This window comes from Nostoc sp., assembly GCF_036917575.1.
Classification (GTDB): domain Bacteria; phylum Cyanobacteriota; class Cyanobacteriia; order Cyanobacteriales; family Nostocaceae; genus Nostoc.
In genome coordinates, this window is record NZ_JBALDC010000042.1 from 17,630 (window position 1) to 32,799 (window position 15,170).

The window sequence follows — 15,170 nt, forward strand, 5'->3', positions numbered from 1 at the left end:
AGTCTCACTCTAAATAAATATATAGCTGTAGTCACATAGGTTAGGACATTTTTAAAAGATGAATGCTAGGAATAGTAATAGTTCTACCTCCTGCCTTCTGCCTTCTGCCTCCTGCTATAGCTTTTGTAATTATTAATACTTTAAGCTTGAAAACCTGGACGCCAAAATTAACAACTTGCAACTTAATAATATAAGTATTTTTCTAGCGGCTATTCTGGGCTGGGATAATTGCAGCGATCGCTAATGTTGTGCTTAATCACAATTAGTCATCATTCTTGATTGTGCCAACTCCTTGGTTATTATTAAATATGGCATTTGCTGCACCGTAGATATTGACAAAAATGTTTCATTGGGTTCAACTTTATTATCACCTCTGACGCCAATACTAATATCTTTGCTGATATCGCCAGGCTTGAAAACAATTGTCGCGAAACCGAAATTGTAATCAGAGTCAGATTCTTTAGCAGTACCATCACTCGTACTATAATTTACGACTATCGGTTGATAAAAGTCATTAGAGAGAGTGACGACAAACTTAGCATTAGTTATCATACCTGTTGTGCCTTCTTTGACTGATACATCTGCAATACTAATGGCTGGAGGTTGGTCATCATTTATGATAGTAGCTACTCCCAGGCTATCAGTAATTGTGGTGTTTGTAGCACTGAAGAGATTAACAGAAAATGTCTCGTTCGTTTCAGCTTTGTTATCACCTATGACACCAATACCAAGAGTTTTGCTGGTTTCACCAGGATTGAAAACGATCGTCCCGGAAGCAGGGTTATAATCAGAGTCAGAAACTTTAGCAGTGCCATCACTCGTCTTGTAATTTACAGTAACCTGCTGTAAACTCGGTGCAGAGAGAGTGACGATAAAGTTAGCATTAGTTGTTGTGCCTGTGTTACCTTCAGCAATTGAGACATCCGAGATACTAACAGTTGTTGGGTTATCATCGTTGATGATGGTAGCAACTCCTAAATTATCTGCGATCGCCGCATTTGTTGCACTCAAAAGATTGACAGAAAATGTCTCGTCATTTTCAAATTTGTTATCGCCGATGACACCAATACTAAGGGTTTTACTAGTTTCGCCAGGATTAAAAATAATCGTCCCCAAAGCCGAATTGTAATCAGACTCAGCAACATTAGCAGTACCATCACTGGTGTTGTAATTTATAGTAATCGGCTGATAACTGGCATTGGAGAGAGTGATAGTAAAGTTAGCGTTAGTTGTTGTACCTGTATTGCCTTCAATAACTGAGACATCAGAGATGCTGATAGTCGGTTGGTTGTCATCATTGATGATGGTAGCAACTCCTAAATTATCTGCGACGGTTGCATTTGTCACACTCAAAAGATTGACAGAAAATGTTTCGTCAGTTTCAAATTTGTTATCACCGATGACACCAATGTTAAGGGTTTTAGTGGTTTCGCCAGGATTGAAAGTAATTGTACCCTGAGTAGAATTGTAATCAGAGTCAGTAACGTTAACAGTACTATCACTTGTATTGTAATTGACAGTAACTTGCTGATAACTGGCATTGAAGATAGTGATAGTAAAGTTAGCGTTAGTTGTTATGCCTGTATTACCTTCAATAACTGAGACATCATCAACGCTGATAGTTGGTTGGCTATCATCGTTGATGATGTTTACTGTAGCCAAACTGTTAGTAATTGTGGAATTTGCTGGCGCAGTTGTCAGGTTGGGGTTACTCAAGATAACAGTAATATCTTCATTGAGTTCAAATGTGTTGTCACCCAAGACATCAGCTGTAATTGTTTTTGTAGTTTCCCCAACAGCGAAGCTTAAAGTCCCAGATGCAGCAGTTCCTCCACCCGTCACTCGAATATTGTTATAGTCACTACCAAAAACTGCCGCACCGTTAAAAGCATAATTTACGGTACTAGCCACGCCAATACCACCACTGCGAGTAACCGTGAAGGTAACAGCTTGAGTACCGCTATTACCTTCAATCAAATTTGAGGTGGCGGTGGAAATTCCATATTGAATCGAATCATTAGCAGCAATATTTAGAGTAGTTTCGGTTATTGTCCCCAAATCCGCCCCTGTTAGCGTGCCAAAGTTGAGTACAACTGTTTCCAGCCTGAAATAGTTGAATCATTAGTCCAAGCAATAGATGTTCCCGAAGCAGCTAATGTGTTGAAGTTTTGAGAGTATATGCCAGTAAAACTAGCTGGCAAAATAGATTGGTATGCTTGTATTACTTCCGGTTTAAATGCCAGGGAAGCCTCTATTTCCCCTGTTTTCACTTCTAAATCCCAGTTGCCACCTAAAGCTGCACTTCCAGTTTTGTTATTGGAAGCGGCAACATCTGCTCCAGTAATTCGGCTAATCTGTTGCACAAATTTTGTGCCTTCACCACTGGCTACATCACAGCCATAAAGTAGGATGTCAGCTTTATCAGTTAAAGCACTTGCCCACTTTTGTAACTGATTTTTGTAGCTATCCAGGTTGCTAAGGTTGAAGTTAATTGACCCTAGTTGCAAACTCCCCACACTTCCGTGGGAAACAATGTGAATTGATTGAACTGAATTGAATTCACGTTTGGCTAGAAACTCGGTGATTTGTGCTAAACCGTCTCTATTGGCATCAAGAATAACAACTTCACTGCCAAGTGTGATACCAGTTAGCAAGTTTTGGTAATCTATAACTTTTGGATCTATGAAAACAATATTTGTGCTTGCTTCTAGTAATTTATTAGTAAACTGATTTATAGTTTTAGAGTGATTATTTTTTGGTAAACTTATCAGAATTGTCCTTAAATATAATTTTTTAGCTTTAATTAACTTGGTAATATTTTTCACGCATAACAAAATAGAAAGTGAATGACTATGCATTCGCTTTCATTCCCAAATTAAATTGGTAATTAAACCTTTGATATAATGAGACAAAATCACAATATTTTTAGTTCTTATATAAGCAAGTATGCCTTGAATAAAGTTAGCTGTGTTTTAATCACAGCTTTGGTATATAGCAATTTATACTAAGTTAAGTAACAAGACAACTGCATTTACACTTAAATAGCAATAGATTGACTGAAATTTGAGTATATCTAGCTTTATTAACAGTTCTGGTACTACCAATCCTTTTTCGATATCTAAAACTGTAGCTTGGGTGCGATCGCGTACTTCTAATTTGTACAAGATAGTATGGGCAGGAACTTTGATGAAAAACTATATTTAGCAAGTAGACCGATAAATATTGCTTGATTACCTTCATCAACCGGGGTAACTTAGATACTCATCTAATACAAGATTTCGTCTATGCGCCTGACTTCACTGGATGTTTTTCGTGGCATTACCATTGCGGGAATGATTCTCGTCAATATGGCGGGTGTCGCAGATAATGTATATCCTCCCTTAGCCCACGCCGATTGGCACGGCTGCACGCCAACGGACTTGGTATTTCCCTTCTTTCTCTTCATTATCGGTGTAGCAATGACTTTCTCGCTGTCAAAATACACCGAAGGCAATAAACCAACCTCGGCTATTTACCGGCGGATATTGCGCCGCGCCGCTATTCTCTTTGCCTTGGGATTGCTACTAAATGGCTTTTGGAATCAAGGTATTTGGACTTTTGATTTGAATAGTATCCGAATTATGGGAGTGTTGCAGCGTATCAGCCTTACTTATCTGCTGGCTTCCCTAGCTGTTCTCAACCTTCCGCGCAAACATCAATGGATACTAGCAGCAGTGCTACTCATTGGCTACTGGCTAACGATGATGTATGTAGCAGTGCCCGAATATGGTGCGGGAGTTTTGACGCGAGAAGGTAATTTCGGTGCTTATGTTGACCGCCTGATTATTCCCAATGCACATTTATATAAAGGTGATGGTTTCAACTTTATGGGAGATCCAGAAGGACTTTTCAGTACTATTCCCGCCATAGTAAGCGTCCTCGCTGGCTACTTCACTGGGCAATGGATACGCACTCAACCTGTACAGTCACGTACAAGTATCGGTTTAGGATTATTTGGAGTCGGTTGCTTAATTATCGGTTGGGCGTGGGGGTGGACATTCCCGATTAACAAAAAGCTGTGGACAAGTTCTTATGTAGTATTTACAACAGGTTGGGCGTTACTATTGCTAGCAGCTTGTTATGAACTTATCGAAGTACGGCTGATGCGTCGCTGGAGTAAACCTTTTGAAATTATGGGCTTAAATGCGATCGCTCTTTTCGTTGCATCAGTTTTGTTGATTAAAATTTTAGTCAAAACTACTATTGGCACTGGCAAAGACGCTCCCAGTACCTACAATTGGATTTACCAGAATTTTTTCGCATCTTGGGCGGGAGTGCTGAATGGTTCTTTGTTATTTGCCTTAGTTACCGTATTGTTGTGGTGGGCTGTTGGTTTTGTGATGTATCGGCAACGCTGGTTTTTGAAAGTATAAAAAATATTTTTGTTGTTATTTACGTTTTCGTTTTTTCAATGTTACAACAGGTGTTAAGTGATAGATTTGTAACACTTCAGGAACAAAGGCAATTGCAACTTTATCAATATTATTGGCGCGTTAATCTGCGCTTTCTTTAGCAAACTTACTTAAGTCAGTCATGATATCGTTTATAACAGCAGAAGCATTTACGATTTATCTGTGCGTTGAAAATTCTTATTTCTTCTAATTCACTAAATTAATCCAGAGAAAAATTGTGAGGTAATTGATGCGTCGCATAAATTTTTGGGTATTTTTGCCAATTACCTTAATATTGGGCTGCTCAAATCAACTGCTTCAATCTAATCCGTCTGTAACCAACTCTAACCCAGCAGTACAAACTAGCCCAACTTTATTAGCAAAGGTGAGTTACCTTTCACCATTGGAACAACAGGTAATTGTTGAAACAAATAAGGTAAGAACAAATCCTAAAGCATACCTTCCAATTATGGAAAACTACAGAAAGCGCTTTCAGGGGAACCGAGTCAAAATTTCTAATAATACTTATCTACAAACTCAAGAAGGAGTTAAGGCAATTGATGAAGCGATCGCATTTCTGAAATCAGCACGTCCTATAAGAGCCTTGAGTGCATCTAAAGGTATGTCTTTAGGAGCAAAAGACCACGTAAAAGACCAAGGCCCAAAAGGTGCTATAGGTCATGATGGTAGCGATGGTAGCAACCCGTTTACTCGCATCAACCGCTATGGTAAATGGCAAACAACCGCAGGTGAAAATATCAGTTATGGGCCAAACAGCGCTCAAGATATCGTCATGCAGTTAATTATTGATGATGGTGTACGCGATCGCGGCCATCGAAAAAACATTTTTAACGGCGCTTTTAAAGTCTCTGGTGTTGCTTATGGAACTCACAAATCATATAAAACAATCTGCGTAATTGACTACGCTGGAGGATATAGTGATAAATAATACCAGTTTTGCTTCTTAATTCGTAATTCGTAATTAAGAAAGCTAGACTATATCTGGGTTTAGGAGTTTGAATGTATTGCCTCATTTTAAAGAATTGGTATAATTTGAGGGAATAGAGAGGAGAATATAATTGGCGATTAGAAATCGCAGCTATACGAACCAAGTCCACCTGCCAAAGAATTTAAAACCCGCTTAGGCGGGTTTTATCAGTGTAGACGCAGTTTCTAACTAGCCATTGAGCTATTCTCCGGCAAACCAAGCACCATGAAACCCATAAGGCACTCGTTGCGGAATTATCACCCGCGCTATAGGTTTAGCCATCACATCTTGGGCATTCACTACTACTAATTCTGAAGTGTTTGAATTCTCATCGTGGACGAAAGTCATCAGCCAACCATCATCCTCAGCCGTTGCACCAGGACGCGGTGCAAATACAGTTTCACCGCTATAGCACCCCTGTCCAAATTCATGTATTTGGGATTTTCCATTGCTGAAATCGTATTTGATGATACCCTCAAATAAAGGTACGGGACTATTTGCCGCTTTATTAGCGTAGCCATATCGATTTTGTCGCCCCAATCGGTTTTCGTTGACGCGGGGAAATTCCGAAGCTACATCATCCAACATCTCTTCACGTACTGTCCCCGTGCTGAGATTAAATCGCCAGCGATGCAAACGGGGAATATTTGCGTTTGGGTCGGGTTGCGAATCATCAAAATTCAAAACAGTAGTAGAACTCATGCGACAGGCAATCAGCACTACTTCATCACCCTCTTCATAAGCGTTAAGGGTATGAAAGACGTAGCAAGCAGGACTTTCAAACCAGCGAATATTACTGTTGTCACCGTGACGTGGTACAATACCGAAGCGACTAGAGCGATCGCGCTCAAACATCATTAGAGGTTCTCCCCGTTGCGCTCTTTCAGGGTTCAAAGTCAGCGGCAAATCCATAAAAATCGTGTAGTTTTCAGTGATGGCGAAATCGTGCATCATCACTCCTATTGGCAGTTCAATTGGCACTGTCCGCAATAGTTCGCCTTGTGCTGAGACTACACTATATTGCAGATACGGTGGTGCCAACAGAGAATAGCCAAAAAAGATCATTTCCCCTGTAACTGGGTCTACTTTAGGATGAGCCGTGAAAGCAGAAACCAGCTTGCCATTATAAGTGTACTCACCAATGGTTTCTAATTCAGGCAGTTTAATAGCGTGAGGTTTACCTCCCTCGTTCAGCGCTAACATCTGACCTGCGTGCCACACTAAGGCAGTATTAGCAGTATTTTTATGGCGACCGTGGGGGTTATCCATTTGTGGTGGTTCTAACAACCCACTCCAGATAGCTTTACCTGCTTCTCGTTCTTTGTTCCATCCAATTGTCTGCACATAGCGGTTACGATAAGTGGCTATGCCGTTGCTAATTTGCACACCATGCAACATCCCATCCCCATCAAACCAATGATATTGACCGATAGGTGTCCATTGAGGGTTAGGACCATTCCGCACAAACATTCCTGATAGGTCAAGGGGTAATTCACCGATGACTGGCAATTTTTCGGTGGTGATTTCTTCATGGACTGGAGCAAAATTGCCATCTAGATAGGGATTGACTGCCGTTGTTACCATTGTCTTGATTTCAGTGTACATTCGTACTATACATTCGGGTCTCTGATTATGCCCAGATGGAATTTTTGAGGGCGTTGTATAATTTTTGCAATCGAAAATTCAATTTTTTCTCTAGTTGTTTAATTTGTTTTATTTGTAGGGATCCATTCATCTTCATAATAGGGTGTGCTACAGCAGATATCTAAATATTTATTTAGATATCTGCTGTAGTTGCACATAAATTTAATACAAGGAAGTTATTTGTTAATCTAACTGGTATAAGTTATTTATTTTAATCGTTGACTTCTGTTTTAATTTTCCTTTAAGAGTTAAACCAGTAGCTAAAGTGCCAAGAGCTAGTAATTAAATTTAGGTTTACATTCTCTTCCTGGTTTCTTTAGACAATCCTAGCATTCTCTCTAATTTTCATCGATTAAACCAGTTATAGAGTGTCTTATAGCTGACTTGAAAAATCTTACTTAGTTCTAATTTTATCCTTGTGAAGCTGATACTACATAATACCTTCTTTGACGCGTTTGATGATGTCAGCTTTGCTGATAAATTCGCTTTAGAGTTTCAATGATAGCGGATTTACTTCTTAATTCTATAAAAAGTATGATGAGCGCACATACAAACGCAAAAATTAACCGCTTAAAAAAGAAGTCAACAAACATAGTTTAAAAATTGGGCGTTGGGTATTTGGTATTTGGCATGAGGGATTAGCCAAATATGTCCCCCCTTTCCCCGCACCCTTATCTTCTCTTCAGCTAAGGCTTCTGACTACCAACTTCTTGGGTTTCAGGAGTAATGTGAGCGCCATTGGTTAAATTAAGAATGCCGGAAACAACAATTTTCTCCCCTGCTTTTAGTCCTTGGATAACTTGATAACTATTCCCCTCAATAACTCCTAATTTCACAGGCTTTTGTTGAGCTAGCAAAGATGGCGCTTCAGGTTTAGACTTTTCTGCTGGCGCTTGTTGCGCCACAAATACAAATGTCTCTCCACCCAAGCGAGATACTGCTGTAACTGGAATTAAAATTCCTGGACGTTCGTTCCAGACTACTCTAGTTTGCACTGACTGAAGATTAAGCAGTCGATTTCTTGAATTACCAAAGTTGGCTTTTACCAAAACTGTCTGGGAATCTAAACTAGCGTTTGGAGAAATAAAACTCACCTTACCCCTTGCTATGATATTATCTTGAGCGTTTAGCATTTGCACTGGTAATCCTAAGCGCAGCTTTTTAGCATCTTCTAAGGGAACGGAAATATTCAGTTGTAAAGAGTCATTTCTAGTCAGTGTAGTGAGTTGGTCGGCTTTTTGTACATAATCTCCCACCTTTGCTGGAATATCACCAACAATGCCAGTGAAAGGTGCTAAAACTTTTGTGTATTGCAATTGGACTTGGGCAGCTTGAACTTGGGCAGCTGCTTGAGTTACTTGCGATTGCGCTTGGGCAATTTCTTCTGGACGAGAACCATTTTCTAGTTGTCTTAAATTTTGTTTCTGTTGTTCTAAGGCACCACCTAACTCATTGATACTAGATTTTCTGCTTTGGCGGAGTTGATCTAGGCGTTTCTGGGCAACAACCAAGGCAGCTTCAGCACTTTGCTGTTCTTTGACATATCCTTCTAAGGTATCTTGAGAAACTGCGCCCTCTTTTCTCAATTGTGCGTATCGCTTGGCTCGTGACTGTGCTAGTTCCACATCAGATTTAGCTGACTGAATTTGAGCCTCAGCCTGAGCAATTTCTTCTGGTTGCGATCCCGATTGGGCATCTCTAAAGCGAGCTTGGGCTTGGGCTAACTGCGCTCTAGCTTGGGCAACTTCTTCTTGTCGCGTACCTGCTTTGAGTTCAGCAAGACGTGCCTGGGCTTGTTGCAGTGAGCCTCTAGCTTGTAACAATTGAGCTTGGACATCATCACTTTGCAGACTAATAATGACTTGTCCCTGTTGAACGCGGTTGCCCTCTTGGATGAAAATCTCGGTAATTCGTCCTTCAACCTGTGGCTTGATGATTACTGAACCTGGAGCTTCCAAAGAACCGATAAACTCCGAACTTTGCTGCACGGTTTGAGTTTGCAAAGTCGTTAGCTTGACCGGAACTGCTCTAGGTTGACCGGCATCTGCTCCGGCCGCTGGTGCTTTGCTAGCATTACTAGTTTGCCACCAGCGCCAACCTAAACCTACACCTGCAATTAGTAAGACGACTCCTAATATCAGGGGCCAACGCCGTTTTCGAGGTGGCTTAGGCGATCGCGGTGGCAATTCTTGCAATTCTTGACTAGAATCAGTAACAGCGGGTTGTTCTGTTTCAATGGAAAGGGGAGAGTCAGGGAACTCAGAATGGGACATCTTCGTTTTCTCGTCTTGTGGATTTAGACTTGGGCAATCTACTTTTCGCTAAAAAAGCATTAATTATTTGAATGGTTTTTTAGCCTTTTTTCTCTATGTTGGTGAAAAATATGTTTGGGTATTTGGGCGATCGCTCATCATGTCTAGCACCTAAAATAAATCAATTTTGATTAGCACATTATGGTTTATTTGTACATTACTTAACTCCGTTCAATTTCTTAAAGTGTAATTTATAGTTTTTTGTTAGTCAGTATAAACACAGTACTTTGGTTTACAGAGAAAGTACGGTTCATGTTGTGGTAGCTAAAGCTTCTGCCTGTAAAGCGATCGCTTCGGTAATCAGAGCAAGTTAGTAGTTGCTTTTTAGTTCTGAAAATAACGAAATAAAGTTACCTCATTGACCGCAGCAACACGAGCAATTTCTCGCGTTGTCGCTGTGGTTAAACTTGCCGTTGCAAATACCTTAGTTGCTGTAGATCAAAGGTGCATAAGTTTGTGCCGTACTTGATGCTAAGTTTTCTATGAGTGTTTGCAAGCGCTTGCTTGCATTATAACCACATAGTAGACGAGATTAATATTATTTACAAATGAGTTTATCCCTCTTGAGTAGTACTGAATACTGATCTTAAGGAAGAGTCTGGAGCGATGCCTTCTCTACGAGACACTTCACGTGGCTTGCTTCCCCGTATGGGTACGGCGGGCTATGCCTACACTGATTAATTCATATCTATAATCATCAAGTTATCCTCACCAATAACGAGGTGCAATCGATTAATATTCTCTAGATTCCTATTTTTGATCAGTCTCAACTTCCTACAGTTAGTTCACCCGATCGGTTGATCTTTAACTCACCCGAATGGGTGATTTAATTTATCCCAATCGAGATTCTGTTTGTGTGGCTAATGAGTGAGAAATCCTCAATCCTGTTCAACCATCCACAACTGATTTCTTAGAATTGAATTTTGGTAAGATACCCACGGTTGATTTTCCGTTGCTAACAATATGAGAAAAAAGCCACTCATACCGATCGAGCGCTTGCTCTAAGGAATAGTTTTCTTCGGCAAATTGTCTTCCTGTGTTACCTAGCTTCTTTCCTAGAGCAGGATTAGCATATAAATCATGCACCGCAGCAGCCATTGCTTGCGGTGATTCTGGTTCAACAACTATCCCACCACCACTGAGTTCGATGGCTCTAGCAGCAGTACCAGTGGCGGGAACTGAACCTACAATTGGGCGACCACTCGCCAATAACAATGGTATTTTTGAAGGCATATTGAACGAAATCACATTGTGCTTTTGCACAATTAGCCCGACATCAGAAGCTGCTAGCATTTCAGGTAGTTTTTCTCGCGGTTGTAACGGTAGTAGCAAAACATTATCTGCTCCATTTGATAGACAATATTCCTGCAACCTTTGCAATGCTCTTGATTCGCCAACAATGACAAAAACAATATCTTTAATATGACGTAAACAAACGGCTGCTTCTATTACTGTCTCTAAACCTTGCGTTAGAGCAATGTTGCCTGAATAAAGTACTACAAATTTCCCATTTAGTTGATGGTTAGATATCCAAGAGTTACTCTGTTTCGGTAACGGGCGAATGAAATTTACATTTACCCAATTGGGAATACAAACGATTTTATTAACAGGTACTCCTTTATTTACTAAATTCTCACGAAACCCATCAGCAATCACACTAATAGTGTGTGCAGTCCGATATGCAAATTTCTCTAAAGCTGCAAGAGTTCGGATCATCCACTTGTTTTTTAATAACCCGATACGCACAGCAGCTTCTGGTAAAATATCTTGCACATTTAGAACTACTGGGCAGTTGTATAACCAGCCCAATATTGTTGCTGGTAACGTACCTAGTAGCGGCGGGACTGTTAAGATAATCACATCTGGTCGCCCACCTTGAAAAGCTTGGGGTAAGCTTGTGAAAACAAAACTCAACTCCAGTAACAGCCGATCCACAAGGTTTGGTTTAGACTTAATTCGGACGTAACTTCGTTGAATAGTCACGCCGTTTTTTTGTTCTGTAAGATACCATCTATTTTGATATCCATCGTAAATTTCGCGCTGAGGATAGTTGGGCATTCCCGTAATCACTCGCACTTTATGACCTCGCTTTACTAGTCCTTCTGCCAATTCAGTCATTAACGGAGCAATTCCAATTGGCTCTGGATGATAGTTGTAGGAATAAATTAGAATATGCATAAACTATATTGTGAATTTTCTGAAGACAGCATGAGACGATCGGATTACTTACTTAAATAGACAGTGAGGGCTGCTATTTTTCTTATTTACAGCGTTTTTTTGCATGAAGTACAAAGCTACTGGTTTGCAGGCAAGAGGCAGAGGTAGAAACTGTTTATATCTGATTTTCATCCCAGCATTTTGTACTTCGTTTATTTGCAAATACTGTATTTTGACTTATAAAATTCTTTAATTAAAATTGTGTTAAACATTAAATTCAAAACTTTTATATTTTTAAAAAGATAATTTTTGCACTGCATAGAACATTTACAAATAAAAATATCACTTGATATAAACAAGTTAGGCTATTGATAAATATAGGCTTGATTTTCTGATAATTATGACAATAGTTGGTTTGTTAATTTCCGAACTAATGCCTAAATTTACACTTGGAAAATTGTAGCATTATATTCAGTATTATGCATATAACCCTCATTCCGCCTTTTAAACTGGCACATGAAGTATTTTTAAACAAATCATCAATATTGTATTAATAAGAGAGAATCCTACTTTTTAAGTAGTTTAAAGGCACTTACCAAAACACTGTTGAATGCTGAGTAATGAGTGCTGGAATAAAAGTAAAATTAATTGCACTCAGCACTGAGCTTTGTAAAAGTGTTAATGAGGAATTATTAGACATTTGATGAAATTAAATATGCGTTATCCAGAATCCTTGTAGACGCCGTGTGCAACTTAATTTTGTCAAACCTTGATTCCATTCTAGGGTAGGCATCTTTCCATACCAGAAAGGACGGACAAGATGTCCATCCCATAAGAATAAAAAAAAGTCGTACATTGCGTCTTGTAGAGATTTAACAATGCTACGTCTATACATTCTTTTTTACTCAATTTTTATAATGAGGTTAAAGATAACCCCACCAGTTTACTGAAATAAGTAGGTAAAACGGCGTAAATACTTGTAGTAGAGATGAGACAGGAGGCAGGAGGGAAGGGGGTTTTAGCTTCGTTCATTTTTCTTAATATAGTTTAGTTTTATTCTGCCGTTCTACTTAAGCTTACGATGGAAATATATATCCGTAAATACCGCATAAAACTACGTATATAATGTAATGAATTTATAAAGATAAGTAATTTTTTTATAAAGTTTTGTATAAAATGCCAAGTTTATAGAGATGTTTTACGACAAGCTGCTCTTTTGTATACAATCCAATCTGACCTAACTTCCATCCCTGATTTATCTTAAGACTTACGCAAAAAACCTCTCTAACTCTTATTCCTCTGTGTTCTCTGCGCTCTCTATGGTTTGATGCAAGCGTGACCTATGCGTAAGTCCTATATCTATGTGGTTTTCTCTTTGTCCAGTTAGATGACCGATTCAGCTAAAAATCACGAGCGATCGCTTGAGAATAACTGATAAAGTTGAGCTACGCAAAGTTGAAAACAGTGTCCTATGCCTGGGTTTCTATTAGAAGTTGGTACAGAAGAACTACCTGCAAGTTTTCTCAGTGATGCTTTAGTGCAATGGCAGGAACGCATTCCCCAAACCCTGGAAGCAAACAGCCTCAAGGGCGAAAGTATCCAGGTGTATGGTACTCCCCGGCGGCTGGCGGTAGTGATTAAAGGTCTACCATCTCAGCAACCAGACCGAGAAGAAGAAATTAAAGGCCCCCCCGCCCAAGCCGCCTTTAAAAATGGTCAGCCGACAGCAGCAGCAGCAGGTTTTGCCAAAAAGCAAGGTGTGGAACTGGATGCGCTATCTGTTCGCCCCACTGACAAAGGGGAATTTGTATTTGTGCAAAAAAGAATTCCCGGTCGTCCGGTGGCGGAAATATTGACAGAACTAATTCCTCAATGGATTTGGGGTTTAGAAGGTAAGCGATTAATGCGTTGGGGCAATGGAGATGCCAGGTTTTCCCGACCAATTCGTTGGCTAGTAGCTTTGTTAGATGAGACAGTGCTGCCTCTAGAATTAGTGAATGATTCTAAAACGATTCAGAGCGATCGCTTGACTCAAGGTCATCGGGTCTTACATCCTGAACCTGTGACAATTGCCCAAGCTACTGATTATGTTACCACCCTCAAGTCTGCATCTGTCACCGTTGATCCAGAAGAGCGGGTAAATCTGATTACAGAGCAAGTAAAGGCAGTAGCCGAGAATTTAGGCGGATATACAGTAATTTACCCCGATTTGTTAGCAGAAGTAACCAATCTTGTAGAATATCCTTCCGTAGTTGTCGGCAAATTTGAACCAGAATTTTTGGAATTACCAACTGAGGTAATTACTGAAGTCATGGTTACTCATCAACGTTATTTTCCTGTCTTCAAACCAGGGAGTTTTCAGCAAGAATTATTGCCCAATTTCATTACCATTTCTAACGGCGACCCAAAAAAATCAGACATTATTGCCGTCGGCAATGAAAGGGTAATTCGTGCCAGATTAGCTGATGGCAGATTTTTCTATGAAGCTGATTTAACTAAGCCAATAGAAAGCTTTTTACCCCAGTTAGAAAAAGTCACTTTCCAAGAAGAATTGGGTTCGGTGCGTGCCAAGGTAGATAGAATAGTTAAAATTACCGAGCAAATTAGCAGTCAATTAAAATTAGCAGAAGACCAAAGCCAAAGAATCCAACGTGCTGCTTTATTATGTAAAGCAGATTTGGTGACACAAATGGTCTATGAATTTCCAGAATTACAAGGCATTATGGGAGAAAAATATGCCATAGCCAGTGGTGAAGATGAAGAAGTTGCAAAGGCAATTTCTCAACATTATTTGCCAAAAGGAGCCGGTGATATTTTACCTGAAACACTCACAGGTAAAATTGTTGGTTTGGCAGATAGATTAGATACTTTAGTAAGTATCTTTGGTTTAGGCTTAATTCCTTCCGGTTCATCCGATCCCTTTGCCTTGCGCCGTGCTGCTAATGCTGTAGTTAAAATTACTTGGGTTGATAATTTACCGATAAATTTAGACGATTTATTGGCACAAATAGCGACAGACTTTGCAACAAAATATCACAAAGACCAGGCATCATTAACCACAGCATTACAAGAGTTTTTCTTACAACGCATCCGCACTTTACTACAAGAAGAAAAGCAGATTGATTACGACTTGGTAAATGCAGTTTTGGGACAAAATGATCCAGAATACACAGAACGGACGTTAAAAGATTTATTGGATGTCCGCGATCGCGCCTTATACTTACAAGAAATCCGCAACGACAGTACTTTAGATAACATCTACGAAACCGTTAATCGTTCTACACGATTAGCTGCCCAAGGTGATTTAGATACAAAACAGCTAGAGCCAACAACCGTAGTTCGTCAAGAATTATTCCAAAAACCCTCTGAGATAGCCTTGTATAATGCGCTAATTGAATCAGTACCTCAAACTCAAGCAGCACAGCAGACACGAAATTATCAACTATTAATAGCAGCACTAACAAAAATTGCTCCGACAGTTAGTAACTTCTTTGATGGCCCAGATAGCGTTTTAGTTATGGATTCCGATCCAGAAATCAAGCGTAATCGGTTATATCTGCTGGGATTAGTTCGCAATCATGCCCGTGTTTTAGCCGACTTTGGTGCGATCGTCAAAAATCTGTAGCGTAGGTCAACAAA

Annotated in this window: 9 protein-coding genes and 1 pseudogene; 3 read left to right on the top strand and 7 right to left on the bottom strand. The window is 39.8% G+C overall.

The features are described 5' to 3' along the window. Window positions 1-252: 252 nt before the first annotated feature. The 3 genes from V7K79_RS10655 to V7K79_RS10665 all read right to left on the bottom strand — a co-directional run bounded on the left by V7K79_RS10655 (window position 253) and on the right by V7K79_RS10665 (window position 3,164). Window positions 253-2,058 (bottom strand): Calx-beta domain-containing protein, encoded by a 1,806-nt coding sequence (locus V7K79_RS10655; protein WP_335047351.1) that lies wholly within the window; start codon window positions 2,056-2,058, stop codon window positions 253-255. A gap of 11 nt (window positions 2,059-2,069) precedes the next feature. Then, window positions 2,070-2,858, bottom strand: coding sequence for a DUF4347 domain-containing protein (locus V7K79_RS10660; protein WP_335047352.1), 789 nt, complete (start codon window positions 2,856-2,858; stop codon window positions 2,070-2,072). 141 nt (window positions 2,859-2,999) lie between these two features. Next, the gene (locus tag V7K79_RS10665; RefSeq protein ID WP_335047354.1) at window positions 3,000-3,164 is read right to left on the bottom strand and encodes a hypothetical protein; all 165 of its coding nucleotides are present in this window, start codon (window positions 3,162-3,164) and stop codon (window positions 3,000-3,002) included. A 120-nt stretch (window positions 3,165-3,284) separates the two neighbouring features. On the opposite strand from V7K79_RS10665, the gene V7K79_RS10670 reads away from it, so the two are divergent. Both V7K79_RS10670 and V7K79_RS10675 read left to right on the top strand, forming a co-directional pair. Continuing rightward, a complete protein-coding gene (locus V7K79_RS10670) occupies window positions 3,285-4,412 on the top strand; it encodes an acyltransferase family protein (protein ID WP_335047355.1) in 1,128 nt (375 codons plus the stop codon). 268 nt (window positions 4,413-4,680) lie between these two features. Then, on the top strand, window positions 4,681-5,379 hold the full coding sequence (locus V7K79_RS10675) for a CAP domain-containing protein (RefSeq protein ID WP_335047357.1): 699 nt from the start codon (window positions 4,681-4,683) through the stop codon (window positions 5,377-5,379). A 240-nt stretch (window positions 5,380-5,619) separates the two neighbouring features. On the opposite strand, the gene V7K79_RS10680 is transcribed toward V7K79_RS10675, so the two are convergent. The 4 genes and pseudogenes from V7K79_RS10680 to V7K79_RS10695 all read right to left on the bottom strand — a co-directional run bounded on the left by V7K79_RS10680 (window position 5,620) and on the right by V7K79_RS10695 (window position 11,552). Continuing rightward, window positions 5,620-7,002 carry a carotenoid oxygenase family protein gene (locus V7K79_RS10680; RefSeq protein WP_335047359.1) on the bottom strand — a complete coding sequence of 461 codons (1,383 nt, stop codon included), beginning with the start codon at window positions 7,000-7,002 and terminating at the stop codon, window positions 5,620-5,622. Between the two features lie 746 nt (window positions 7,003-7,748). Continuing rightward, window positions 7,749-9,335, bottom strand: coding sequence for an efflux RND transporter periplasmic adaptor subunit (locus tag V7K79_RS10685; protein ID WP_335047361.1), 1,587 nt, complete (start codon window positions 9,333-9,335; stop codon window positions 7,749-7,751). 363 nt (window positions 9,336-9,698) lie between these two features. After that, window positions 9,699-9,758, bottom strand: a pseudogene (locus V7K79_RS10690) (hypothetical protein); the annotation flags it as partial. Between the two features lie 504 nt (window positions 9,759-10,262). Further along, the gene (locus V7K79_RS10695) at window positions 10,263-11,552 is read right to left on the bottom strand and encodes a glycosyltransferase family 4 protein (protein WP_335047362.1); all 1,290 of its coding nucleotides are present in this window, start codon (window positions 11,550-11,552) and stop codon (window positions 10,263-10,265) included. Window positions 11,553-13,002: 1,450 nt separating this feature from the next. Between V7K79_RS10695 and glyS the strand changes: the two genes are divergently transcribed. After that, window positions 13,003-15,156 carry a glycine--tRNA ligase subunit beta gene (gene glyS, locus V7K79_RS10700; protein ID WP_335047364.1) on the top strand — a complete coding sequence of 718 codons (2,154 nt, stop codon included), beginning with the start codon at window positions 13,003-13,005 and terminating at the stop codon, window positions 15,154-15,156. The last annotated feature ends 14 nt before the right edge of the window (window positions 15,157-15,170 follow it).